The organism is Cryobacterium sp. SO1, from assembly GCF_004210215.2.
GTDB lineage: Bacteria > Actinomycetota > Actinomycetes > Actinomycetales > Microbacteriaceae > Cryobacterium.
Genome location: NZ_CP067394.1, coordinates 908,709 through 932,964, shown reverse-complemented (window position 1 = coordinate 932,964; position 24,256 = coordinate 908,709). Strand labels below are relative to the sequence as shown.

Annotated in this window: 22 protein-coding genes; 7 read left to right on the top strand and 15 right to left on the bottom strand. The window is 68.7% G+C overall.

Annotated elements, in window-relative coordinates:
- Positions 1-29 precede the first annotated feature (29 nt).
- The gene (locus BJQ95_RS04355) at positions 30-1,133 is read right to left on the bottom strand and encodes a PDZ domain-containing protein (RefSeq protein ID WP_130178027.1); all 1,104 of its coding nucleotides are present in this window, start codon (positions 1,131-1,133) and stop codon (positions 30-32) included.
- Positions 1,134-1,274: 141 nt separating this feature from the next.
- On the opposite strand from BJQ95_RS04355, the gene BJQ95_RS04350 reads away from it, so the two are divergent.
- Positions 1,275-2,636, top strand: coding sequence for a zinc-dependent metalloprotease (locus BJQ95_RS04350; RefSeq protein WP_370688368.1), 1,362 nt, complete (start codon positions 1,275-1,277; stop codon positions 2,634-2,636).
- An 81-nt stretch (positions 2,637-2,717) separates the two neighbouring features.
- Here the strand turns inward: BJQ95_RS04350 and BJQ95_RS04345 are convergent, their stop codons facing one another.
- Together BJQ95_RS04345 and BJQ95_RS04340 are read right to left on the bottom strand one after the other, a co-directional pair.
- On the bottom strand, positions 2,718-3,665 hold the full coding sequence (locus BJQ95_RS04345; protein ID WP_130178026.1) for a sugar-binding transcriptional regulator: 948 nt from the start codon (positions 3,663-3,665) through the stop codon (positions 2,718-2,720).
- Positions 3,666-3,756: 91 nt separating this feature from the next.
- A complete protein-coding gene (locus tag BJQ95_RS04340) occupies positions 3,757-4,986 on the bottom strand; it encodes a CynX/NimT family MFS transporter (RefSeq protein WP_130178025.1) in 1,230 nt (409 codons plus the stop codon).
- Between the two features lie 23 nt (positions 4,987-5,009).
- On the opposite strand from BJQ95_RS04340, the gene BJQ95_RS04335 reads away from it, so the two are divergent.
- The gene (locus BJQ95_RS04335) at positions 5,010-5,699 is read left to right on the top strand and encodes a maleylpyruvate isomerase family mycothiol-dependent enzyme (RefSeq protein ID WP_130178024.1); all 690 of its coding nucleotides are present in this window, start codon (positions 5,010-5,012) and stop codon (positions 5,697-5,699) included.
- Between the two features lie 33 nt (positions 5,700-5,732).
- Here BJQ95_RS04335 and BJQ95_RS04330 read toward each other — a convergent pair whose 3' ends face one another.
- Genes BJQ95_RS04330 through truB form a run of 4 tightly spaced genes read right to left on the bottom strand, consistent with a single transcriptional unit; the run spans position 5,733 to position 8,586 of the window.
- Positions 5,733-6,674, bottom strand: coding sequence for a bifunctional riboflavin kinase/FAD synthetase (locus BJQ95_RS04330; protein WP_130178112.1), 942 nt, complete (start codon positions 6,672-6,674; stop codon positions 5,733-5,735).
- Between the two features lie 44 nt (positions 6,675-6,718).
- On the bottom strand, positions 6,719-7,183 hold the full coding sequence (locus tag BJQ95_RS04325; protein WP_130178023.1) for a hypothetical protein: 465 nt from the start codon (positions 7,181-7,183) through the stop codon (positions 6,719-6,721).
- Positions 7,184-7,240: 57 nt separating this feature from the next.
- Positions 7,241-7,609: a hypothetical protein gene (locus BJQ95_RS04320; RefSeq protein ID WP_130178022.1), complete on the bottom strand. Its 369-nt coding sequence runs from the start codon at positions 7,607-7,609 to the stop codon at positions 7,241-7,243.
- A complete protein-coding gene (gene truB, locus BJQ95_RS04315) occupies positions 7,606-8,586 on the bottom strand; it encodes a tRNA pseudouridine(55) synthase TruB (RefSeq protein WP_130178021.1) in 981 nt (326 codons plus the stop codon). Before truB ends, BJQ95_RS04320 begins: the two co-directional genes overlap by 4 nt.
- Before the next feature lie 130 nt (positions 8,587-8,716).
- Here truB and BJQ95_RS04310 point away from each other — a divergent pair, with 130 nt between their 5' ends.
- Positions 8,717-9,718, top strand: a complete 1,002-nt coding sequence (locus BJQ95_RS04310) for a ketopantoate reductase family protein (RefSeq protein ID WP_130178020.1) — start codon at positions 8,717-8,719, stop codon at positions 9,716-9,718.
- On the opposite strand, the gene BJQ95_RS04305 is transcribed toward BJQ95_RS04310, so the two are convergent.
- Positions 9,702-10,304 (bottom strand): hypothetical protein, encoded by a 603-nt coding sequence (locus tag BJQ95_RS04305; protein WP_130178019.1) that lies wholly within the window; start codon positions 10,302-10,304, stop codon positions 9,702-9,704. The genes BJQ95_RS04310 and BJQ95_RS04305 overlap by 17 nt on opposite strands.
- Positions 10,305-10,327: 23 nt before the next feature.
- Here BJQ95_RS04305 and BJQ95_RS04300 point away from each other — a divergent pair, with 23 nt between their 5' ends.
- From BJQ95_RS04300 to BJQ95_RS04290, 3 genes are read left to right on the top strand one after another with little or no spacing between them, the layout of a single operon-like run.
- Positions 10,328-11,281 carry an A/G-specific adenine glycosylase gene (locus tag BJQ95_RS04300; protein WP_130178018.1) on the top strand — a complete coding sequence of 318 codons (954 nt, stop codon included), beginning with the start codon at positions 10,328-10,330 and terminating at the stop codon, positions 11,279-11,281.
- Positions 11,282-11,314: 33 nt separating this feature from the next.
- Positions 11,315-12,586 (top strand): FAD-binding protein, encoded by a 1,272-nt coding sequence (locus BJQ95_RS04295; RefSeq protein ID WP_130178017.1) that lies wholly within the window; start codon positions 11,315-11,317, stop codon positions 12,584-12,586.
- Positions 12,579-13,541, top strand: a complete 963-nt coding sequence (locus BJQ95_RS04290; RefSeq protein ID WP_130178016.1) for an aldose 1-epimerase family protein — start codon at positions 12,579-12,581, stop codon at positions 13,539-13,541. The genes BJQ95_RS04295 and BJQ95_RS04290 overlap by 8 nt, the downstream gene beginning before the upstream one ends.
- 78 nt (positions 13,542-13,619) lie before the next feature.
- Here BJQ95_RS04290 and rbfA read toward each other — a convergent pair whose 3' ends face one another.
- The 4 genes from rbfA to nusA all read right to left on the bottom strand — a co-directional run bounded on the left by rbfA (position 13,620) and on the right by nusA (position 18,524).
- Complete coding sequence (gene rbfA, locus BJQ95_RS04285; RefSeq protein WP_130178015.1) at positions 13,620-14,132, bottom strand: 30S ribosome-binding factor RbfA; 513 nt, start codon at positions 14,130-14,132, stop codon at positions 13,620-13,622.
- A gap of 183 nt (positions 14,133-14,315) precedes the next feature.
- Positions 14,316-17,171 (bottom strand): translation initiation factor IF-2, encoded by a 2,856-nt coding sequence (infB, locus tag BJQ95_RS04280; RefSeq protein ID WP_256041524.1) that lies wholly within the window; start codon positions 17,169-17,171, stop codon positions 14,316-14,318.
- 76 nt (positions 17,172-17,247) lie between these two features.
- Complete coding sequence (locus BJQ95_RS04275; RefSeq protein ID WP_130177372.1) at positions 17,248-17,505, bottom strand: YlxR family protein; 258 nt, start codon at positions 17,503-17,505, stop codon at positions 17,248-17,250.
- Positions 17,506-17,513: 8 nt separating this feature from the next.
- Positions 17,514-18,524, bottom strand: coding sequence for a transcription termination factor NusA (gene nusA / locus BJQ95_RS04270; RefSeq protein ID WP_130177371.1), 1,011 nt, complete (start codon positions 18,522-18,524; stop codon positions 17,514-17,516).
- 163 nt (positions 18,525-18,687) lie between these two features.
- Between nusA and BJQ95_RS04265 the strand changes: the two genes are divergently transcribed.
- Positions 18,688-19,521 carry a DUF1206 domain-containing protein gene (locus BJQ95_RS04265; RefSeq protein ID WP_130177370.1) on the top strand — a complete coding sequence of 278 codons (834 nt, stop codon included), beginning with the start codon at positions 18,688-18,690 and terminating at the stop codon, positions 19,519-19,521.
- A 129-nt stretch (positions 19,522-19,650) separates the two neighbouring features.
- Here BJQ95_RS04265 and BJQ95_RS04260 read toward each other — a convergent pair whose 3' ends face one another.
- From BJQ95_RS04260 to BJQ95_RS04250, 3 genes are all read right to left on the bottom strand, one after another.
- Positions 19,651-21,420 carry a proline--tRNA ligase gene (locus tag BJQ95_RS04260; protein ID WP_130177374.1) on the bottom strand — a complete coding sequence of 590 codons (1,770 nt, stop codon included), beginning with the start codon at positions 21,418-21,420 and terminating at the stop codon, positions 19,651-19,653.
- A gap of 165 nt (positions 21,421-21,585) precedes the next feature.
- Positions 21,586-22,746 (bottom strand): flavodoxin-dependent (E)-4-hydroxy-3-methylbut-2-enyl-diphosphate synthase, encoded by a 1,161-nt coding sequence (gene ispG / locus BJQ95_RS04255; protein ID WP_130177369.1) that lies wholly within the window; start codon positions 22,744-22,746, stop codon positions 21,586-21,588.
- 74 nt (positions 22,747-22,820) lie between these two features.
- The gene (locus BJQ95_RS04250) at positions 22,821-24,200 is read right to left on the bottom strand and encodes an RIP metalloprotease (protein ID WP_205750092.1); all 1,380 of its coding nucleotides are present in this window, start codon (positions 24,198-24,200) and stop codon (positions 22,821-22,823) included.
- Positions 24,201-24,256 lie beyond the last annotated feature (56 nt).

Genomic DNA, 24,256 nt, shown 5'->3' with positions numbered 1-24,256 from the left:
TGAGGGCTCACCCAGAAGCCGTCCTGCTATCACCCGGCTGGGCAGGTCGGCAGGTCACCGATGTCGGCTCCGGTGCGGATGGCATCCAGTGCGGCCAGGGACTCGTCCAGGGTGCTCACCGCCAGTACGGTCAGGCCGTCGGGGACGTGCCCGGTGACCTCATCACAGTTGGCCGTGGGCGCCAGGAACCACTCCGCACCGGCTTCTTTGGCCCCGAAGAGTTTCTGGCGGATTCCGCCGATGGGGCCCACGGTGCCGGACTGGTCGATGGTTCCGGTGCCGGCGACATCCGCCCCGCCCTGGATGGACCCGGGGGTGAGCTTGTCGATGATGCCCAACGCGAACATCATGCCCGCGCTCGGTCCGCCGACCTTGTCGAGCTGGATGTTGACATCGAACGGGAACTTGTAGTCCGACTTGACGTTGATCCCGAGAACCACGTTGCCGTCGATGTCCACTGGTGTGACCTCGACGCTCTGTTCGGTGCCGTCGCGGGTCAGCCCGATGGAGACAGGCGTGCCTGCGCCGCTGGCCGTCAGCGCGGTCCGCAACGCCGTAATGTTTGCCACGGTGTCGCCGTTGACGGACTCGATGAGGTCACCGGCCTGGATCAGACCCTCGGCCGGGGCTCCGTCGGCCAGGGACACGACGCTCAGTTCGGTCGGGTAGTCGTAGCCGAGGCTGGTCAGGGCTGCGGCGATGGCGTCCTGCTGGGAGTTGACCATGGCGACCTGGTTCTGCTCGTCGCGTTCCTCGGTGGTGACGTCGGCCGGGAAGACCGACTCAAGCGGCACCACGGCCTGGCTCGGGTCCAGCCAGGCTGCCGCGACCGTCAACCAGTTCAGCCGGTTGTCCGGGTTGCCGAGCACGGAGACGGTGAGGAGGTCGAGGCTGCCTTCGGTCGGGTACACCGTCTCGTCGGGGATCGTGATGAGGTCGGTCTTCTCGCCTTCCTGTTCGGCCGAGCCCAGGGTGTTGTAGACCGGCCCCGGCCTTTCGACGACGTAGGGTGACGGTACGACGGCCAGGGTGAGCCCGGTGACCAGGGCGATTCCCAGAACCACCCACCCGGCGCGGGACCCCCGGCGGGGTCGGTCGGCGCCTGAATGCGGGTCAGCGGTGAAGAGGGCCACCAGGCTCCTTAGAAGGATGAACGAGAGGTACGCGGCCTGTTCGCTACAGGCGACAACGCAAGAACCCAGCGTAGGTCATTTCCCAGTTCTAGCCGTGGTTCTCGGGCTAGCGTAGAGGCACGCAACTGAGAGGTGCCTGAAGTGGCCGATGACTCCCGACCCGACGAGGGTCAGAATCCAGAAGAAGAATTCCGGGACATGCTCCGGGACATCCTGTCCGGCAAGTCGTCGATCGACCCCGGCCAGCTGGCCGGCGCGGCCGGGCTTCCCAACGACCCGGCGAGCGTCGCGGCCCTGATGAGCCAGTTGCAGGGCGCCCTGAAGGGCGGCGGCGACGGCGGCATCAACTGGGACATCGCCCTTCAGCAGGGCCAGGAGCGCGCTGCCGCCGGATCGCTCGGCACAACCGATTCCCAGCGGGCCGAGCTCGAGCAGGCCTTCCACATCGCGGCGCTCTGGTTGGACGATGTGATCAACGTTGCCGAGCTCACCGTCGAACCGCGCCTGATGACCCGCAAGGAGTGGGTGAGCGCCACCATGCCGCTGTGGAGCCAGCTCTCCGAACCTGTGGCCACCAGCATCTCGGATTCCCTCACCAACGTGCTCACCGAGCAGGCTCCCGAGGAGCTCAAGGGCATGCTCGCCGGCGCCAGCCAGATGATGCGCAGCCTCGGCGGCACCCTGTTCGCCATGCAGCTGGGCCAGGTTGTCGGCCAGCTTGCCAGCGAGGTCGTTTCCGGCGGCGACATCGGCATCCCCCTCTTCGGCGACCAGCAGGCCGCCCTGCTCCCCCAGAACGTCGCCGAATTCGGCGAGGGCCTGGATGTGCCGGCCGACCAGGTGCAGATCTACCTCGCCGTGCGCGAGCTCGCCCACGCCCGGCTGTTCAGGCACTCCCGCTGGTTGCGTCTGCACATGATCAGCTCGATCACCGATTTCGCGCACGGCATCACCATCGACACCGAACGCCTGGAGTCCCTCGCCGAGGGCTTCGACCCGTCGAACCCCGAGGAGCTGCGCGACGCCATGGTGAACGGCTCGCTGATCCCGCCCAAGTCCGACGCCCAGCTGGCCGCGCTCGGTCGGCTCGAGACCATGCTCGCCCTGGTCGAGGGTTGGGTCGACGTGGTCACCCTCGAGGCCACCAGCCGGTTGCCGCGCGCGGATGCGATCAACGAGACCGTCAAGCGTCGCCGGGCATCCGGTGGCCCCGCCGAGTCGGCCTTCGCCACCCTCGTGGGCCTGGAGCTGCGCCCCCGCCGGCTGCGTGAGGCCGCCGCGATGTGGCAGGCGGTCACCGACGCCGTGGGCAACGAGGCCAGGGACGCCCTGTGGGCGCACCCCGACATCCTGCCGACGTCCGCGGACCTCGACGACCCGCAGTCGCTGGTCGCGCGCCTCACCTCCACAGCCAAGGGTGAGCCACCGGTGCTGGACGACGTCGACCAGGCCCTGGCCGACCTCCTCCGCGACGACAACCCCGACCGTCCCCACGAGGCCTGAATCCCGCCCCACCCCTCGCGAACTGTGACTTAAGCACGCAAAACGCGTCTTGAGGTGCTAAAGTCACGGTTCGCGGATGGGTCAGGCCGATTTGAGCAGGGCGAGGGCGGTGTCCTCGTCGGTGATCAGAACCGTGCAGAGGCCGCTGAGCACGACGGAGCGTGCGATAGCGTGCTTGCGCGGGCCGCCGATCACGGCGATGGCGGTCTTCGCCCGGCGCAACTGCTCCAGCTGGATGCCGAAGGTGCGTTCGTCCAGTGCAGGGTCGACGATCTGGCCTGCGCTGTCGATGAACCTGCCGACCACGTCGCCGACGGCCCCCTTGCGCACCAGCTCGGCCACTTGGTCCGGCGTGAGGTACCCGCTGTCGACATGGGCAGAGCCCTCGTCGGCCTGGCCCGCGCTGAACAGGTAGGCCGAGGCCGCTGAGCCCATCTCGAGCACGGCCGCGACCGAGCGGTCAGAGGCGATGGCTTGCTTGGTCTCCACCCGCTCCAAGATGGCGGGACTTGGCAGCAGGGTGAACTGACCTGCGCCCTTCTGGGCGATGCTCACGGCCGTGGCTGCGGCGGTTCCCGGGCGGGCGTTCAGGCTCACTCCGCCGTTGATCTGCACCACGTTGACGCCGCTGGCCCAGCCGGGCTTGAGTTGCACTGAAATGTCGTACAGGGTGCGGCCCCAGCTGATACCGAGAGTGCGCGGCACCGGCCGCAGGGCGGTGAGGTAGTCCGCGGCCGCCTGCGCGGTGCGCTTGTGCAGGTCGAGTTCGTCGACGACTCCGGCCGTGGAGACCACGATGGCGTCGGAGAGGCCCGTGGCTTCGCGCAGCTGACGTTCGATACCGAGACGACGGGCGCGGGGATGCACGATTTCGATACGAATGAACCCGTTGGCCTTGGCTTGGGCCAGCAGCCTGCCGACCTTCCACCGGGTGAGCCGGAGGATCGTGCCGATCTCGTCCTGGGTCTTGTCTTCTTCGTAATACAGCTCGGCCGCCCGAATGGAGAGCAGTTCGTCGATGTCGGTCATTCGTTGGTGCCTTTCCACGTGGCCCTAGCGTAAGTGGAGTTCTCCGACCAGGACAACACTCGTTGCAGACTTTGCACAGGTGAGCCGGAGGCTACCGGCGGTGCCGACGCTCCAGATCGTCCTCGAGCAGGTGCGGGCGGGCGATGACGGCGCCGGCCACGGTGACCGCCAGCGCCGTGCCGATGAGGAACAGCAGCGGCGCCGTCCAGCCCCCGGTGACCTCGTGCAACAGGGCCACGCTGAGCGGCCCGATCGCGCCGAGCGTATAGCCGACGCTTTGCACGAACCCGCTCAGGGCCACCGACCCGGCGTGGGTTCGGGTACGCAGGTTGATCAGCACCAGGACGAGGGGGAACAGTAACGGTCCGAGGCCGGCCATGACCACCCAGAGCCAGGTCAGCGTGCCGGGGGCCAGGAGCAGTCCCAGGTCGCCGATCAGGAAGACCGCGACGCCGAGGTACACGAGCCCGGCCACGTTTTTCATCCGGGCGGTCAGCCAGGGAATCAGCAGGGCACAGGGAATCCCCATCGCCGCGTAGACCGAGAGCAGGGTGCCGGCCTGGGCGGGGGTGACGCCGGCCGTGTCGATGAGCAGCTGCGGCAGCCAGGCGAACATCGCGTAGGCGTTGAGCGACGATGCCGCGAACACCACGGCCAGGGCCCAGGCGATCGACGAATGCCAGATCCGGCCCACCAGCGCCGGTTCGGCCTCCTCGACGACGGTGCCGGGAGTCACCTGCACCCGGTGCCGCACGAACATGGTGACCCAGGGCACGAGGGCGACCAACACCGGCAGCAGCCACAGGCCGAGGGACACCCGCCAGCCGGCGGCATCCGCCACCGGTACCGCGATCAGTGGGGGGAACAGGGTGCTCAGCGACAGCATCGTCACGTAGAGCGACGTGACCAGTCCGATCCGGTCGGGGAAGTACTTCTTCACCAGCGGCGGAAGCAGCACGTTGCCCACGCCGAGGCCGGCGAAGGTGACCACGCTCCCGATCACCAGGACCGGGAGCGAGCCGGCCAGCCCGCGCGTGAGGTGCCCGATCAGCATTGCGGTGAGGGCGAGCACGAGGACGTTCTCCAGGCCGAGCCGGCGAGTGTAGACCGGGGTGAAGATGCCGAAAACGGCGAAGCAGACCGGCGGCAGCATACCGAGGACGCCGATTGCCGTCGCGCTCAGCGGAACATCGGTGGAGATCTGACTGACGATGGGCGAGAGTGCCGCGACGGCGGTGCGCAGGTTGGCGGCGACGAGGACGATGCCCAGCAGCGCCAGGGTTCGACCGGCCCACAGGGAGCGGGGCGAGGTGGCTGACACTCAGCAAGTCTAGGCTGGAGAACATGGCAGAATTCGCACGACTCCTCCCCCTCAGCCTGCGGAGCGTCGGCAATGAATCCGGAGTCAACGCGCGTTGGTCCGGGCATCTGGCCGCCACCCTGACAGCCATCGCCGACCTGCTCGCCGGGCTCGCTCCCGAGCAGTGGGAGCTGGAGAGTCTGTGCGCAGGGTGGCGGGTGCGCGACGTCGCCGGACACCTGGTCTGGCGGCTTGGCAGCACCAAACGGGAGCTCCTAGGCAGCGCCACCCGCGCCTACGTGGGGCACCATCTGCGCCCGGCGCGCGCCATCGAGGCCGTCAGCCGGGCCGCTGCAGCGGCCGAGCCGGACCAGTTGGTGGCCCGGCTGCGCGAAATCGCCGCAGCCAGGGCCGCCACGGGCAGGGGCGGCATCACCGACCTGACCGAGGCCGTGGTGCACGGCCTGGACCTGGCGCATCCGCTGGGCCTGACCCTGCCCATTCACCCCATGGCCGGCGGCGCGGTGGCGCTGCGCCGCAGCCTGATCGCGCCCACCGAGATCAAGGCCGTGCTGCGCACCCGCCGGCTGGTGGCGACGGATGCCGAGTGGAGCGTCGGCCATGGCACCCCGCTCCGCAGCACCGCGCCGGAACTGATCCTGTTCCTGTTTCGCCGCGGGCCGTTGCCCGCGAACACGCCCGAGCAGAAACCGCCGGTACAGCCGAGCGCCTGAGCTGGCGACTGACCTGGCGTCTGACCCGCACGGCTACTCCAGCGGAAGATGCAGGATCGCGCGGGTCTTCACCACGTCGTCCTTCATCTGCAGGATCAACGGCTCGATGCCGGTGAAGGCGACCATGCCGCGGATGTGCTCGACGAAGGTGACCTCGACAACGTGGTCGTACAGGTCGATGTCCTGATCGAGAACGTACGCCTCAACCTGCTTCTGCGGCACGCCGTCGAAGGTGGGGTTGTTGCCGATCGAGATGGCGGCCGGGTAGCACGCCCCGTTGTCGGTGAGCCAGCCGGCGTAGACGCCATCCGCGGGGATCAGCCCCTCCGCCTCTGGCGAGAGGTTCGCGGTGGGAAAGCCGAGTTCGCGACCCCTGGCCGCGCCGTGCACCACCACTCCGCGCACTGTGGGGGTGTGCCCGAGCAGGCGGGTCGCGGCCCGCACGTCACCGGCGGAGAGCAGCTCGCGGATCCAGGTGGACGAGACCCGGCGCTCCCCGTGCGGCGAGACGTCGTCGATGAGGCGCACATCGAAGCCGTAGTGGTGGCCGAGCTCGATGAGCAGGTCCGCGTCGCCGGCGCCGCGGGCGCCGAACCTGAAGTCCCGCCCCACCATTACGTGGCGGGCGTGCAGGGTGTCCACCAGGATGTCCCGCACGAAATCCTCCGGCGGCAGCGACGAAAGTGCGGTGTCGAAGGCGAGCACCAGGGTGGCGTCGATGCCGGTCTCACCGAGCAGGTCGAGCTTCTGCTGCACGCTGACCAGTTCGGCGGGGCACGTGGCCGGGTTCAACAGGGCGAGCGGATGCCGGTCGAAGGTGACGACAACGGCCGCCAGGCCCTCCCGGGTGGCGTGGGCCTTGAGCTCACCGATCACGGCGCGGTGGCCCGCGTGCACCCCGTCGAACTTGCCGATGCTGACCGCCGACGCCGGCCAGTCGGCCGGAACGGCGTCGAGGCCGTTGAGCACCTTCATCGGCGCCTGCGTGGGCACGTTCGTGGGCGCGGTCCTGGCGGCGCTCACGCTGCTGCTCCGGTTCCGCCGGCGCGCTCGGGCGCATGGCGCGCCAACCACCACATGCCCAGGACCGGCAGTACCAGTGGGATGAACAGGTAGCCACGCCCGTACACCGACCAGACGGTGTCGTGCGGGAACAGCTGCGGGTCGACCAGGCTGAGGGTGCCGATCACCAGAACGCCCAGGAGCTCGAAGCCGATGGTGATCCAGGCGATCCGGTACCAGGCCTGTCCCCGGTTGATCAGGGCGATGGTGGCGACGATGTAGACCACGGCGGCGAGCGCCGACAGGGTGTACGCCAGCGGAGCCTCGTTGAACTTGCCGACGATCTGCACGAAGGAGCGACCGGTGGCGGCCAGGGCGAGAACTCCGTAAACCATGATCAGCACACGACCGATGCCGGTCACCCGGCCGGGTTTCGTGGTGCCGGTGGCGTTGTCTCCGGAGTCGGTCTTGAGCTCATTCATCGCTCAGTAATTATCGCAGCATCTTCGGGCCGAACGGTGCCGGGCGCGAACCTCGGCTCAGACGCCCTGCACGGTCCAGATCTGCAGCATCCGGTAGACCATGACCGCCACCGACAGGCAGACCACGCCAAGGATCACTGTGCTCCACCGGCTGCGGTCGATCAGCGCCCACACTCCCCCGAAGATCGGCAACAGGATGGCGCTGATCAGGTAGGTGTAGAACTCGAGCAGGCTGCCGGTGGCCTGGTTTCCGGTGAGGGGCGCGACGATGGCGACCACGAGTTGCCCGATCAGCAGCAGCTCGACGAGCAGCGTCGCCCCCATGCTGAGGTCGGTGGGCTTGCGGCCGGCGAAGCCGAGGCCCAGGCAGACCAGACCGGCGGCCGTGGCGACTGCCAACTGCAGATAGGTGAACCACTCGATCACGATGCATCCTCCGGCGCGGCGGGTTCGGAAGGGTCGGCGACGGTGACCGGATCAGCCGGGGCGTCCGGCGGGAAGTTCACGATCGACTTGGCCTGCCCGGCGCGGTATTCGACGAGTCCGACGAGCCGGCCGTGCGGGTCGACGGCGGCGACCGGGCCGCCGTCCACGGCGCCGGGCGGCGCGTCGATGCGCTTGCCCTGGCCGAGATCGACGGCCTGCTTGTCGTCGAGGTCGAACCTCTCGAACAGCCGGCTGGCCGCATCCGCCGGCCCGATCATGGCGCGGGCCACATCGAGCTGGTCGAGCGGGTCGGCGTCCTGGATGCCGAACGGGCCGATGCGGGTGCGACGGAGGCTGGTGAGGTGCCCGCCGACACCGAGTTCGGCGCCGAGGTCTCGGGCGAGCGCCCTGATGTAGGTGCCGGAGGAGCAGACCACGCGCACCTCGAGGTCGAGGAAACCGTCGAGCGGGCTGCTGCTGACCAGCTCGAACTCGCTGACGGTGACCGGGCGGGCGGGCAGTTCGACGTCTTCGCCGGCCCGCACCCTGGCGTAGGCGCGTTTGCCGTCAACCTTGATCGCGCTCACGGCGCTGGGGCGTTGGCTGATCGCCCCGGTGAGCCCTCGGATGCCCGTGGTGATGGCCGCGGCGGACACCGCGGCGACGGACTCGGCGGGCGCGCGGGTGAGCTCCTCCCCTTCGGCATCGTCGGTGGTTGTCGCCGCGCCCAGCCGGATCGTGGCCAGGTACTCCTTGTCGAGGCCGACCACGTAGGTGAGCAGCCGGGTTGAGCTGTTGATGCCGAGGATCAGCAGCCCGGTCGCCATCGGGTCGAGAGTGCCGGCGTGGCCGACCTTGCGGGTGTTGGCCAGGCGGCGGGTGCGGGCGACGGCGTCATGGCTGGTCCAGCCCTGCGGCTTGTCGATCAGCACGAGGCCGCTGGTGGTGCTGCCAGGCTTGCGGCGGGGGGCGTTCACGGGAAATCCTTCTTAGCTGGGGTGCGGCATGCTCTGCGGCCTCGGCAGCTGTAGCGCCGAGCACAACATCGAGCTTGCCACGGAACGTGCAGCGAGTGCTGGCGACGCGGTGGGCTTCTAGGCTGGGGGCATGCGAATTGCTGTGATCGGTGCCGGCGCCCTGGGCGGAACCTTCGCCACCCTGCTCAGCACGGCGGGCCACGACGTCACCGTCACCGCCCGCGGTGCCGGCCTGGCCGCGATCCGCGAGCGGGGCATCCGGCTGGAGGGCGGGTTCGGCACGGCGGCAGCGCGCCCCACCGCTCTCGAACGGCTGGTCGAGACCCCCGACCTGGCCCTGGTGTGCACCAAGGCGCAGGATGCCGAGGCGGCGATCCGGGACAACGCCGCCGTGCTCGACGGCGCCGCGGTGATCGTGATCCAGAACGGCCTCGACGGCATCGACACCGCCCGGCGGCTGCTCCCGGGTTCCGACTGCTTCGGCGCGCTCTCGATCATCGCCGCCAACTACACCGAGCCGGGCCTGGTCACCGTCACGACGGCCGCGCCCACCTACCTCGGCCGGGGCACCGGGCCGGCCGATGCGGCCACCCGGCATTGGCAGGAGGTTCTCGCCGGGGCCGTGCCCTGCCGCACCATCGACAACTTCGTCGGCGCCCAGTGGACCAAGCTGGTCGTGAACATGCTGAACGCGCTGCCGGCGATCACCGGGCTGAGCGTGCAGAGCGTGATCGCCCACCGGGGGCTGCGCCGGGTGATGACCCTGAGCATGCGGGAGGCCGTGCGGGTGGGCATGCGTCGCGGCATCCGCTTCGGTGCCATGCAGGCGCTCGACGACGTGCGGCTGCGGCTCTTCTCGCTGCTGCCGGCCTGGGCCGGGCAGGTGCTGCCGCTGCGGATGCGCGCCCGCATGGGCACGGTGCCCAACCTGGGTTCGACCCTGCAGAGCGTCACCCGCGGCCAGCGCACCGAGATCGACTTCCTCAACGGCGCCGTGGTGCGCGAGGCCGCCGTGGCCGGCATTCCCGCGCCGGTGAACAGCCGGCTGACCATTCTGGTCCACGAGGTGGAGCAGCGTGGGTCGTTCCTCGGCCCGGCCGAGGTTCTGGCGTGGTTCAGCAGGAGTCGCTGAACACCCGCTGGGGCAGATGCCGTTGGCTGAGGTCGATGACGGCCGACGCCACCTGACGAGGCCGTTCCTCCTTCTGGTAGAGGTAGTCGACCTCAGAGGTCGCTTCGCTCTCCAACAGGATGCGGTAGTTCCAGGCGTCGCGCAGTTCGCCGCGGTTGATGAACTCGCCGTCGATCACCAGCATCGCGTCGGCCGGTGCCGTGGTCCAGGTCGGTTCGATCCAGGCATCCCGGTCGGGGTCGAAGACCTGGGTGACAAAACCGGTGCTGCCGCCGAGCCGGAACGGTTCGAGCAGCACCCGGCGCAACGCCGAATAGTCGTAGCCGTGCCGGTAGTGGCGCTCCGGGGTGTCGGCACCGAACCGGGCGGCGTCGTCACGGGAGCGTTGGAAGTAGCGCAGCGACGCCCGGAAGGCAGGGGTTCCGGCTTCGTCGAGCACCGCCGCCAGGTCGTCGGCGAAGGCGGTGCGGGCGGCTGCGTCGGCGCCGTCCACGGCGACCATCACCCTCCCCCGGCCGTTCAGGTTGAGGATCTCGGCCGCGAGGGTACGCAGGTACTCGACGCGAGGAGTGGAAACGAGCTTCATGAAACGAGCCTAGGTTAGAACCGATGAACGTCACAGCCCACAGCGCGGCCCCCGTCGACCGTGCCGCAGCCGACCGTGCCGCAGCCGAGACTGCACCCGCCGGCCCCGCCCTCAGCCACAGCATCAGTCTCTGGTTCGGCGAGAACGCCCGCGACCTGCCCTGGCGCCGAGATGGGTTCAGCGCCTGGGGCACCCTGGTGAGCGAGTTCATGCTGCAGCAGACCCCGGTGAACCGGGTGATCCCCCGCCTAGATGAGTGGCTCGAGCGGTGGCCCGCTCCGAAGGACCTGGCCAGCGTGCCGCCCGGTGAAGCCGTTCGGGCCTGGGCGAGCCTCGGCTACCCCCGCCGGGCACTGTGGCTGCACGCCGCCGCGGTGCAGATCACCGAACGGCACGGCGGCATCGTGCCTGAGGACGTTGACGACCTGCTCGCCCTGACCGGCATCGGCGACTACACGGCCAGAGCCGTCGCGGCGTTCGCGTATGGCCACCGGCATCCGGTGGTCGACACGAACACCCGCCGGGTGATCGCCAGAGCCGTGGCCGGTCAGGCCGAACCCGCGCCGCCCAGCCGCGGCCGGGACCTCGAGGCGATGTCGGCGCTGCTGCCCGCCGAATCCGCAGCGGCGGCGGTGTTCAACGCGGCCATCATGGAGCTCGGCGCCATCGTCTGCACCAGCCGCAGCCCGCGCTGTGCGGCGTGCCCGATCCAGGATGCCTGCTCCTGGCGTGCGGCCGGCTACCCGGCATACGACGGGCCGAAGAAGGCCGTGCAGAAGAAGTTCGAGGGCAGCGACCGGCAGGTGCGCGGGCTGATCATGGCCGAGTTGCGGGCCACGCATCATCCGGTGAGCGACGCGGAGATTGAGGGCCTCTGGCCGGATGCCGTGCAGCGCAGCCGCGCCCTGGCCGGCCTCCTCGCGGACGGCCTCGCCGTCACGATCGAACCCGGGATGTACGCTCTCTCCCAGGGGTGAAACCCCGCGTTCTCTCCAACAGAAATGGTTTCGATGAAGAACTGGGCCGGCAATGTCGAGTACTCAACCGACGACGTCAGGCATCCCACCACGACGGCGGAGGTCTCGGCCATCGTGGCCGCGGTCGACGCCGCCGGCGGCCGGGTGAAGGCCCTGGGCTCGAGGCACTCGTTCTCCACCATCGCCGACACCGCGGGCACCCTGGTGGCGCTGGACCGCCTGGATGCCCAGCCCACGCTGCAGTTCGGCGATGACGGCGCCCCGGTGAGCGTACGGGTCGGCGCCGGCAGCACCTACGCCCAGGTGGGCGCCTATCTGGCCGAGCAGGGGCTGGCTTTGCCCAACCTCGCCTCGCTGCCGCACATCTCGATCGCCGGCGCGATCCAGACCGGCACCCACGGTTCCGGCGTCCGCAACGGGTCGCTGGCGTCGTCGGTGCTGGCCCTGGAGATCGTACGGGCGTCCGGCGCCGTCGAGGTCGTCGGGGAGCACGACGCCGATTTCGCCGCCTCGGTGGTGGGCCTCGGCGCTGTGGGCATCATCACTGCCGTGACCCTGCGGGTGCAACCGCACTTCCAGATCTCCCAGTATGTGCACCAGGGGCTCTCCTGGACCGCCGCCCTGGCCAACTGGGCCGCCATCATGTCCAGTGGTTACAGCGTCAGCGTGTTCACCACCTTCCAGGGCGAGAACACCCACCAGGTGTGGTCGAAGCGTCGACTCGATGTGGACGGACCCGAGCTGGACCTCGCCGCCCTGGGCGCCACGGAGGCCACCGTGGCGCTGCATCCGCTGCCCGGTGTCGCGGCCGACGGCGTGACCGGCCAGCTGCGTGAGCCCGGTCCGTGGAACGAGCGACTGGCGCACTTCCGGAGCGAGTTCCAGCCCAGCCACGGTGAGGAGATCCAGTCCGAGTACCTGATCCCGGCCGAGCACGGCGTCGCCGCGATCACGGCGCTGCGCGCGATCGGCGATCGCATCGCACCCCTGCTGCACATCTCCGAGCTCCGCAGCGTGCCCGCTGACACAGCCTGGCTCAGCCCCAGCTACGCCCGTGACTCGCTCGCCATCCACTTCACCTGGAAGCCGCTGCTCCCTGCGATCCTCGCGGTGCTGCCCCTGATCGAGCACACGCTCGAGCCGTTCGCGCCGCGCCCGCACTGGGGCAAGGTCGCCACGATGTCCCCGGCCGGGCTGCGCCGGGCCTATCCCCGCCTCGACGATTTCGCGGCGCACGTGCGCCGGGTCGATCCCGATGCGCGCTTCGAGAACGCCTACCTGAAACGAGTACTGTCCCATGACTGACGCCGCCGTCGCCACCACCAGCACGGAGGCGTCGGTGCTGCCGCTCTCCGGCCTGCAGTACACGATCACCCACGGCGGCTACTCGGCCACGATCGCCAGCGTCGGAGCGAGCCTGCGCGAGCTCAGCTGGCACGGTCGCGACCTCGTGGTGCCATTCGGCGCCGACGAGGTGCGGCCCGGCTACCGGGGTGCCGTGTTGGCGCCCTGGCCCAACCGGGTGGTCGACGGCGCCTACACCTTCGACGGCGTGGACTACCAGCTACCGCTCACCGAACCCAGCCGCTCGCACGCGCTGCACGGCCTGGTCTGCTGGGCCGACTGGACGCTTCAGGCTCGATCGAAGGATTCCGTGACCCTCGGCACCACCATCGTGCCCAGCGACGGCTACCCGCACCGCATCATTCTCCTGGCCACCTACAGCCTCACCGACGACGGCCTCACCAGCACCGTGACAGCACAGAACCTCGGCGCGGCCACCGCTCCGTACGGCACTGGCCCGCACCCCTACCTCGTGGCCGGTTCCGGCACCGTCGACGACTGGACGCTGGAGTTCCCGGCTGCCAGCTACCTCACGGTGACGCCCGACCGGCTCAGCCCCGTGGCCACTGTGCCGGTGCAGAGCACGCCGGAGTTCGACTTCCGCACCCCCCGGCCGATCGGCGACACCTTCATCGACCACGCCTTCACCTCGATCGCCCGTGAGGCGGATGGGTCGGCCGCCGTCACACTGACCAGCCCGGCCGGCACCGGCGTGCGCATGAGCTTCGGCGCCGAGTTGCCCTGGCTGCAGGTGCACACCGCCGACCGTCCCGCGCCGGAGCGCAGCCGGATCGGTTTGGCCGTCGAGCCGATGACCTGCCCGCCAGATGCCTTCTCCACCGGGGAAGACCTGGTGCTGCTCGCCCCCGGCCAGTCCCACTCCGCTGCCTGGACCATCGCGGCCACCGAGGCCTGACGCCGAGTTGCCGTAGAAGCACCCTTCGCGCCCGTCGACGGGGCATTCTGAAGCAACGCGTCGCCGGGCTGCCGAGGGCTACAGTGCGTCGGGCTCCGTCGGGGCCACGTGACGACCGGTGTGGGCCGGTGCATCCTCCACCTCGTCCTCGTCGGAGTCGTCCTCCAGGTATTCGCGGGGCTTGACGTACGGGTCCTCGTCGCCGGCGTAGACGGCCGTGCGGGCCATCTCGTCAACCTGGGTGTCGCGCTCGCGCGCTTCACGCAGCAGGTCGTCGATGAGGGCGGCGTTCTCCGGGATACCGTCGGCGATGAACTCGATCGACGGGGTCAGTCGGGCGGTGATGTTCTTGCCCACCTCGCTGCGCATCATGCCGGTGGCGGCCTTGAGGGCGGCGGCGCTGTCTTTGCGCTCGTCGTCGGAGCCGTAGACCGTGTAGAACACCGAGGCGTGCTGCAGGTCGCCGGTGACCTTGACGTCGGTGATGGTCACGAAGCCGAGCCTCGGGTCGCGGATGCCGCGTTCGAGCCGCTTGGCCACGATGACCTTGATGCGGTCCGCCATCTTCCTAGCGCGTGCCGGATCTACCATGATCTACTCCTAGTTTGTGGGTACTTCTTAACGCTCTTAAGCCCTCCCCAACCATCGTATTGACGGATGATGTCTCGGGTAGTGGGGGTCGGAGCTTGATCCCCCCTCAGGGGAATCGGGGTAGGGGTCCCCGCTCTTCCCCTGAGGGGGGATCAAGCGGAGACCCCTTGCCACTAGAAGCTATTAACCTCTGGGCTTTTCCTTCAATTCGATCGTCTCGATCTCATCGCCGATCTGGATGTCATTGAACTTACCAAGACCGATACCGGCCTCGAAGTCCGTACGGACCTCGGTGACGTCATCCTTGAAGCGACGCAGCGACTCGATGGCCAGGTTGTCGCCCACAACGATGCCGTCGCGGATGACCCGCGCCTTGGCGTTTCGCGTGATCGTTCCCGAACGCACGATGACACCGGCGACGTTTCCGAACTTGGACGAGCTGAAGACCTCGCGGATCTCGGCGATACCACTCTGCACTTCTTCGAACTCGGGCTTGAGCATTCCGGTGAGGGAAGACTCGATGTCCTCGAGCGCGTTGTAGATGACGGAGTAGAAGCGCACGTCCACACCTTCACGAGCCGCACGTTCGCGCGCCTTCGTGTCGGGGCGAACGTTGAAGCCGATGATGATGGCGTTGTCGACGGTAGCGAGGTTGACGTCGCTCTCCGTGACAGCACCGACACCGCGGTGGATGATGCGCAGCTGAACGGAGTCGTCGACCTCGATCTTGAGCAGCGACTCTTCCAGGGCCTCCACGGCACCGGAGACGTCACCCTTGATGATGAGGTTGAGCGATTCGACCTTGCCCTCTTCGAGGGCACGGGTGAAGTCCTCGAGGCTGATGCGCTTGCGGGCCTTGGCCAGCAGGGCGTTGCGCTCGGCGGCTTCACGCTTCTCGGCGATCTGACGCGCGGTGCGGTCTTCCTCGATGACGAGGAAGGTGTCACCGGCGCGGGGAACACTCGAGAGGCCCTGCACCTGGACGGCACGGGACGGCACGGCGGCGAGCACGGGGTTGCCGTTCTCGTCGGCCATCGCACGAACACGGCCGTAAGCGGTACCGGCGACGATCGAGTCGCCGACGTGCAGCGTTCCCGACTGGATGAGCACGGTGGCAACTGCACCGCGACCCTTGTCAAGCTTGGCCTCGATGGCCACACCGCGGGCATCCTTGTTCGGGTTGGCGCGCATGTCGAGTCCGGCGTCTGCGGTGAGCAGGACGGCGTCCAGGATCTCCTGGATGCCGACCTTGTTCTTCGCAGACACGTCGACGAACATGACGTCTCCGCCGTACTCTTCGGCGACGAGACCGAATTCGGTGAGCTGTTGGCGCACCTTCTGCGGGTTCGCGCCGGGCTTGTCGATCTTGTTCACTGCGACCACGATCGGCACGTTGGCGGCCTGGGCGTGGTTGAGCGCCTCAATCGTCTGCGGCATGATGCCGTCATCGGCGGCGACCACGAGGATCGCGATGTCGGTGACCTGCGCACCACGAGCACGCATGGCGGTGAACGCCTCGTGGCCGGGGGTGTCGATGAAGGTGATGGCACGTTCGATGCCCTCGTGCTCGGTGACGACCTGGTAGGCACCGATGTGCTGGGTGATGCCACCGGCTTCACCGGCAGCGACCTTGGCGTTACGGATGGCGTCGAGCAGCGCGGTCTTACCGTGGTCGACGTGACCCATGACGGTGACGACGGGAGGACGGACTTCGAGCTCTTCGTCGGTCTCGTCGGCCAGTTCCTGGTCGATGTCGATATCGAAGGCGAGCAACAGTTCACGGTCCTCGTCGTCGGGCGAGACCATCTGGATCTTGTAACCCAGCTCGCTGCCCAGCACGTCGAAGGTGGCCTCGTCGAGCGACTCGGTCGCCGTGGCCATCTCACCGAGGTGGAACAGCACGGTGACCAGGTTGCCCGGGCTCGCGTCGATCTTGTCGGCGAAGTCCGTGATGGAGGCGCCGCGGCGCAGACGCACCACGGTTCCGCCGTCGCCACGGGGAACGCTCACGCCACCCAGCGACGGGGCCTCGCGCAGCTCGAACTCGGCCCTCTTCGTCCGCTTGGACTTGCGAGCCTTGTTCTTGCCGCCACCGCGACCGAACGCACCAGCGGTTCCGCCGCCGGGGCCACGACCACGACCGCCGGCGCCGCCGCCACCGGCGGGGCGGGGCGGGCCGAAGCCGGGCGCACCGGCAGGGGCGCCGGGGCGGGTGAAGCCGGGGCGAGCGCCACCGGCGCCGCCCGGAGCGCCACCGGGGCGCTGGAAGCCACCCGGACGCTGGCCGAAGCCGGTCGGGCGGGGTGCCTGGCCGGGTCCACCGGGGCGCGGGGCGCCGGGGCGGGGTGCGGCGGGGCGGGGGATGTTGCTGGGCGAGGACGTGGACGGCGGACGCTGTCCCATGCCCTGCGCGCTCGCGAACGGGTTGTTACCCGGACGCGGGGTGGGGGTCTTGCCCATGCCCTGGTTGCTGGCGAAGGGGTTGTTGCCCGGGCGGGCACCCGGACGCGGCACGGTTCCACCGGGCTTGGCGGCCTTGGCCGTTTCGCCGTCGGCCTTGGGAGCCGGCGTGACAGCGGAGGGGGTCGTCTCGGTGCCCGCTGTTGCGGGCGCCTCGGCGGCGGCCTTCTCGGTCGCTGCGGCCTTTTCGGCGGCGGCGGCCTTCTCGGCAGCCTGAACCTGGCGCTCGGCGACGGTCAGCGGTGCGGCCGGCATCGGCGGGGCATCCACGGCGGGAGCCTCGATGACCGGTGCGGGCACCGGTGCGGCGGGACGCGCCGGGCCCGGACGGACGCCGGGCTTGACCGTGCTGGTCGACGCGGGCTTCGCGGCGGCAGGAGCCGCCGGGGTGGCTGCGGCGCCGCCGGTGGCGACTCCGTCGGCCTCGAGTGCTGCGCGCAGACGGCGGGCAACGGGGGGTTCAACGCTGGAAGACGGGCCCTTGACGAACTCGCCCATCTCTTTCAATTTAGCAAGGGCTACCTTGCTGTCGACACCGAGCTCAGTAGCGATCTCGTGTACGCGTGGTTTCGCAGCCACAATTCTCCTGTTCCGGGCCTGCACCCGGAAAGGGGCAGGCCGTTAGTAACGGACGGTTCTCATTTCGAGCCGCTCATTAGTTATCCATTAGCCAAGTCAGCCTGTTCTCTAGTTGTTTTGCGTCCAGGGGGCTGGTCACCCGGAGAGCACGCCCGAAAGCGCGCCGCCTCACGGCCTCCTGGAAGCACGCGATGGTGGGATGAATCCACGCGCCTCGCCCAGGGAGTGTGGCGGTTTCATCCACCACAAGGTCCGAATTCTGGGCGACGACCCTCAGAAGTGAGGAGCGCGAGGCGCGGGAACGGCATCCAATGCACGTTCTAACGGGATTCATCGTACCCCCTATTCGTCATCCTCCAGAATGCTGTCCGGCTGGATATCGATTTTTGCGCCGGTCAGTTTGGCGGCGAGGCGGGCGTTCTGGCCCTCCTTGCCGATCGCGAGCGACAGCTGGTAGTCGGGCACGAGGGCCCGGACTGCCTTGATCGACTCGTCGATGACGTAGGCGCTGGTGACCTTGGCGGGCGAGAGCGCGCTGGCCACGAAGGTGGCCAGGTCGGGCGAGTAGTCGACGATGTCGATCTTCTCGTTGTTGAGCTCCGCGGTCACCGCACGCACGCGCTGGCCGAGCTCGCCGATGCAGGCACCCTTGGCGTTGACGCCGGGCTCGGTGGCGCGCACGGCGATCTTGGTGCGGTGTCCGGCCTCGCGGGCCAGTGACACGATCTCCACGACGCCGCTGGCGATCTCGGGGACCTCCAACGCGAACAGCCGGCGCACGAGCGACGGGTGGGTGCGCGACACGGTGATCTGCGGGCCCTTCATACCGCGGCCGACGGCCGTGACATAGACCCGGATGCGCGCACCGTGCACGTAGCTTTCACCGGGAACCTGCTCCTCGGGAGGCAGGATCGCCTCGATGGTGCCGAGGTCGACGTGGATCATGCGGGGGTTCGGCCCCTGCTGGATGACACCCGCGACGATCTCACCTTCGCGGCCCTTGAACTCGCCGAGCACCGCGTCATCCGCGATGTCGCGCAGCCGCTGGTTGATGACCTGCTTGGCCGCGAAGGCGGCGATACGGCCGAAGTCGTCGGGGTTGTCAACGGCTTCGCCGATGATGTTGCCCTCTTCGTCGTGCTCGGGAACGTAAATGTCGACGTGACCGGACTTGCGGTCGAGTACGACGCGAGCTCCGGGTTCTTCTTCCGCGGCCTGCTTCAGTGGCTCACCCTGGTGGGTGTGCTTGAGGTAGGCCGTCAGAATTGCTTGCTCGATGATCTGCACGAGTTCCTCGAAGGGAATCTCTTTCTCGCGCTCCATCAGCCGCAACACGCTGAGGTCGATGTCCATGGCCGGCCTCCTCTATTCAGATCTTGCCGCCGCGAAACCGCGCAGCGGGCTTCCCCCTACGGTACCGGAATCCCCGGGCGCCCGTCACCCGGTCAGCACCGCCCGGTGGGACTCGCCACCCGCAGACCGGCCGACCGGCACCTTGCGCGGTTACGATAACCCGATGAACACTCGATCCTCGGCAGAGTCCGGCGCCCGTTCGGCCGGACGTGCCGCCCAGAGCGCCGGCAACAACCCGCACCTGAAGACCCTGGCCAAGGTCGGTTACGCGGTCAACGGTCTGCTGCACGCGCTCATCGGCGCCATCGCGATCAGCCTCGCGGTGGGGGCCGGCGGCGAGAGCGCCGACCAGTCCGGCGCGCTGGGGCAGCTGGCCCAGTCCCCCGGCGGTATTTTTGTGATCTGGGCCATCGTCGTCGGCCTGACGGCCCTGGGACTCTGGCAGCTCCTGCAGGCGTTCCTGGTGCCTGGCACCGATCCGAAGAAGGTCTGGGGACACCGGCTCAAGGAGCTCGGCAAGGGCGTGGCGTACCTGTTCGTGGCCGGCACGGCCCTGACTGTGGCGTTGACCGGGTCCGCGGACTCCTCCGGAAGCACGGCATCCGCCAGCGCCACGGTGCTCGCACTGCCCGGCGGACCGGTTCTGCTCATGGCCGCCGGGATCGCCGTCCTGGCGATCGGCGGCTACTTCGTCTACAAGGGCGCCGCGCGGAGGTTCACCGAAGACCTCGCCGTGCCCGCCGGCACCCTGGGCACCGTCACTGTGGGGCTCGGCGTCGCCGGCTACATCGCCAAGGGCATCGCGGTGGGCGTGGTGGGCATCCTGCTGATCGTGGCCGGTTTCACCGTCGACCCGAGCCAGTCGACCGGCTTGGACGGGGCGCTGCGCTCCCTCGCGGCCCTGCCGTTCGGCGTGGCGATCCTGGTGCTTGTGGGGCTCGGCCTGATCGCCTACGGCGTCTACTGCTTCTTCCGGGCCCGCTTCGCCCGGCTCTAGGGTCGCTGCAGAGACGCTGATCGAGCCTGTCGAGATCCCGTGAGCCGATCGCGTTCGCGACACGGCGTCACCAGGTCTACTTCGACAGGCTCAGCACGGCGTCGACACGCTCGACCAGCGGTCCGACGGCTAGGCGAAGTGGGCGGCCAGCTCGGTGACGGCCACCTGGGCGCGCTCCCCCGAGCGGCGGTCCCACAGTTCCACGATGCCGTCGGCCGCGCCGCGGCCCACGATCACGATGGTGGGCACACCGATCAGCTCGGCGTCGCCGAACTTGACGCCGGGCGACACCTTGCGGCGGTCGTCGTAGAGCACCTCGCGGCCGGAGGCCTCGACCATCGCGGTCACGGCCTCGCTGGTCTCGAAAACGATCTCGTCGCGGCCGGTGGCGATCACGTGCACGTCGAACGGGGCCACGGCCTCGGGCCAGATCAGGCCCTTGGCGTCGTTGTTCAGTTCGGCGATCACGGCGAGGGCACGCGTGACACCGATGCCGTACGAGCCCATGGTCACGGTGACGAGCTTGCCGTTCTCGTCGAGCACCTTGAGTCCGAGCGATTCCGCGTACTTGCGGCCGAGCTGGAACACGTGCCCGATCTCCATACCGCGGGCCAGCTCAACCGGGCCGGAGCCGTCGGGGGCGGGGTCTCCGGCGCGCACCTCTGCGGCCTCGACGGTGCCGTCTGCCACGAAGTCACGACCGGCGACGAGCCCGAAGACGTGGCGGCCGGGCTCGTTGGCGCCGGTGATCCACTCGGTGCCGTCGACCACGCGCGGGTCGACGAGAAAACGGATGCCGGTGGCCGACTCGGCGCCCAGCATCGCACCATCCGCAGCCCACGGGCCGATGTAGCCCTTGACCAGGCCCGGGCGACCCGGAATCTTGGCGAGCTTGGCAAAGTCGCCGTCGTTGGCGGCCTCCACCTCGGCCGGGGCGAAAGCGACCTCGACACGCTTGAGGTCGACCTCACGGTCGCCGGGCACGCCGATCACGACGATCTCGCGGCTGCCGTCGGGCTGCACGAGCGCCAACACCACGTTCTTGAGCGTGTCCGCCGCGGTCCACTCGCGGCCGTCGGGGCGCGGGTGGTTGGCATTGGCGCGCTCGACGAGGGTCTGGATGGTGGGGGTGTCCGGGGTGTCGTGCACCTCGGCGGCCGGGAAACCGGTGAAGTCGATCGCGGCGGGCGCCAGGGTGCGGAACGCCTCGACGTTTGCCGCGTAGCCCTCGGCGGAGCGCACGAAGGTGTCTTCGCCGACCGGGGTGGGGTGCAGGAACTCTTCGCTCTTGGAACCGCCCATGGCGCCGGCATCCGCCTGCACCACGACGTACTCGAGACCGAGGCGGGTGAAGATACGCTCGTAGGCGTCGCGCTGGGCCTGGTAGCTCACGTCGAGGCCGGCGTCGGTGTGGTCGAAGGAGTACGCGTCCTTCATGGTGAACTCGCGACCGCGCAACAGGCCGCCACGGGAACGGGCCTCGTCTCGGTACTTGTCCTGGATCTGGAAGATCGACAGGGGCAGGTCCTTGTAGCTGTTGTAGAGGTCCTTCACCATCAGGGTGAAGACCTCTTCGTGCGTCGGGGCCAGCAGCAGGTCGCTGCCCTTGCGGTCCTGGAGGCGGAACAGGCCGTCGCCGTACTCGTCCCACCGGCCGGTGACCTCGTAGGGTTCACGCGGCAGCAGGGCGGGGAAGTGCACCTCGAACGCACCGGCGGCGGCCATCTCCTCGCGGATGATGGTCTCGATCTTCGCCTTCACACGCAGACCCAGCGGCAGCCAGGCGAAGATGCCCGGCGCCTGACGACGGATGTAGCCGGCCCGCACAAGCAGGCGGTGGCTGGTGACCTCGGCATCAGAGGGGTCTTCGCGAAGGGTCCGGAGGAAGTAGTTCGACATACGAATAGGCACGCACCTACTTTACGGCGCGCACGGGTCGGCCGTCGGCGCGGTCCGCGCTCGGTCCCCGGCGCCGGCATCCCACAACTGGTCCCCGTGCGGGCAAATGGTCCCGGCGCACCGGGACCATTTGTCCGTTACGGGACCAGTTGGCGCGTCGGAAGGCTAGTTAGAGCCGACCGTCACGACGGGAGCGCCGAGGCTGTCTTCGCTGGGCGGCATCTCGGCGGCCATCCGGTTGGCCTCTTCGATGAGGGTCTGCACGATCTCGGACTCCGGCACGGTCTTGATGACCTCGCCGCGCACGAAGATCTGGCCCTTGCCGTTGCCGGAGGCCACACCGAGGTCGGCGTCGCGGGCCTCGCCCGGTCCGTTGACGACGCAGCCCATGACGGCTACGCGGAGCGGCACTGTCATGCCCTCCAGGCCTTCGGTGACGTCGTTGGCCAGTTTGTAGACATCCACCTGGGCCCGGCCGCAGCTGGGGCAGGAGACGATCTCAAGCTTGCGTTCGCGCAGGTTCAGCGACTGCAGAATCTGCAGGCCCACCTTGATCTCCTCGGCGGGCGGGGCGGAGAGCGACACGCGGATGGTGTCGCCGATACCTTCGCCGAGCAGGATGCCGAACGCCGTGGCGCTCTTGATGGTGCCCTGGAAGGACGGTCCGGCCTCGGTGACGCCGAGGTGCAGCGGCCAGTCGCCGCGCTCGGCGAGCAGGCGGTAGGCCTTGACCATGATCACCGGGTCGTTGTGCTTGACCGAGATCTTGAAGTCGTGGAAGTCGTGATCCTCGAACAGGCTGGCTTCCCAGACGGCGCTCTCGACAAGCGCCTCCGGGGTGGCCTTGCCGTACTTCTGCAGCAGGCTGGGCTCGAGCGAACCGGCGTTGACGCCGATGCGGATGGAGACCCCGGCGGCCTTGGCGGCGGCGGCGATCTTGCCCACCTGGTCGTCGAACTTGCGGATGTTGCCCGGGTTCACCCGCACGGCCGCGCAGCCGGCGTCGATGGCCGCGTACACGTAGCTGGGCTGGAAGTGGATGTCGGCGATGACCGGGATCTGGCTCTTCTTGGCGATGATCGGCAGCGCCTCGGCGTCGTCACGGCTCGGCACGGCGACACGCACGATATCACATCCGGAGGCGGTGAGCTCGGCAATCTGCTGCAGAGTCGCGTTGATGTTCGTCGTAGGAGTCGTCGTCATCGACTGCACGCTGACTTGAGCGTCGCCGCCAACGAGGACCTTGCCGACCTTGATCTGGCGGGACTTGCGTCGGGGAGCGAGGATTACGGGGACTTTGGGCGTACCCAGATTTATTGCGGCCACGAATGTAGCTTACGCGTCAGTCATCCTGCGAAGCTGAACCATTCCCGAACGGTGGCGGCACCGGCCGGGCTGGTTCAGCCGAAGATGTTGATCGGCTTGACGATGTCGGCGTACATGAGCAGCAGACTCATGCCGCCAAGCACGATCACCACGGCGAAGGTGAGCGGCATCAGTTTGGCCGTGTCGACGGGTCCGGGGTCGCCTCGTTTGAACAGCTTCGCGAACCAACGACGGATGCCTTCCCACAGTGCCCCGGCCACGTGGCCGCCGTCCAGCGGCATGAGCGGTACCAGGTTGAAGACGAACAGGGCGATGTTCAGTGACGCGAGCAGGCCGATCAGGCTCGCGGCCTTGCTCTGCAACGGGATGGTGTCGATGCTGGCGATCTCGCCGGCCACCCGGCCCACTCCCACGACGCTGATCGGCCCGTTCGGGTCGCGCTCCCCCGGGCCGAACGCCGCATTGGCCACGTCGATCAGGCGCTGGGGCAGGTTCAGGATCATGTGGAACACGCCGGAGATGTTCTCGCCGACGGCGGGCAGCACGGCAGTGATGGGCTGCTGAACGAGTTCGCCGGCCGGGCCGATGCCCACGAAGCCGACGTCGGTGGTGGCGGGATCGCCGTTGGCGTCGGTGACCGTCTCGCCCGCGTCATCCGTGACGTAGCGTTCGGTGAGTTTGGGGGTGATGACCAGGGTCTGCTCGGCACCGTCGCGTTCGACGATCACCTGCAACGGTGTGCCGGAGGACTCACGGATGATTGCCGTGGACTGGTCCCAGCTGGTGATCGCGGTGCCGTCGATGCTCACCAGGCGGTCGCCGGGCTCCAGGCCTGCGGCGGCGCCGGGCGCGGCCTCGTCGCCGTCCGCGCAGGTCTGCCTGTCGCTGGTGGCGGGCAGCACGCAGGCGCTGACGCTGCCCACGGTGGTGCTGGCCTCGGTGGTTCCGAAGCCCATCAGCAGCACACCGAACAGCACCACGGCGATGAGCAGGTTCATGAACGGGCCACCGAGCATGATGATGACGCGCTTGAACACCGGCAGTTTGTAGAACGCGCGGTGCTCCTCGCCCGCGCCGATGGTGTCGGCACTGGCCTGGCGGGCCTCCTCTATCATCGTCGGCCGGGCGCCGGGCTTGGGATCCGGTTCTCCCTCCTGCACCAGTTGTTGGAAGAACCCGGTGCTGTTCGACCGTGTCGCGGCGCCGTTCTTGGCGGGCGGGAACATGCCGATCATGGAGATGTAGCCGCCCAGAGGCAAAGCCTTCACGCCGTACTCGGTCTCGCCCTTGCGTTTGGACCAAATGGTGGGTCCGAACCCGATCATGTACTGGGTGACTTTGACGCCGAACAGCTTGGCCGGCACCAGGTGGCCGATCTCATGCAGGCCGATGGACAGCGCGAGGCCCACGACGACGACGGCTACGCCCAAGATGTACAACAGCACGGTTTCCACATCGGTAGATTAGCCTTCTCTAGCTGCAAGTCGGCTGGCCGTTGACCGGCTCGCGG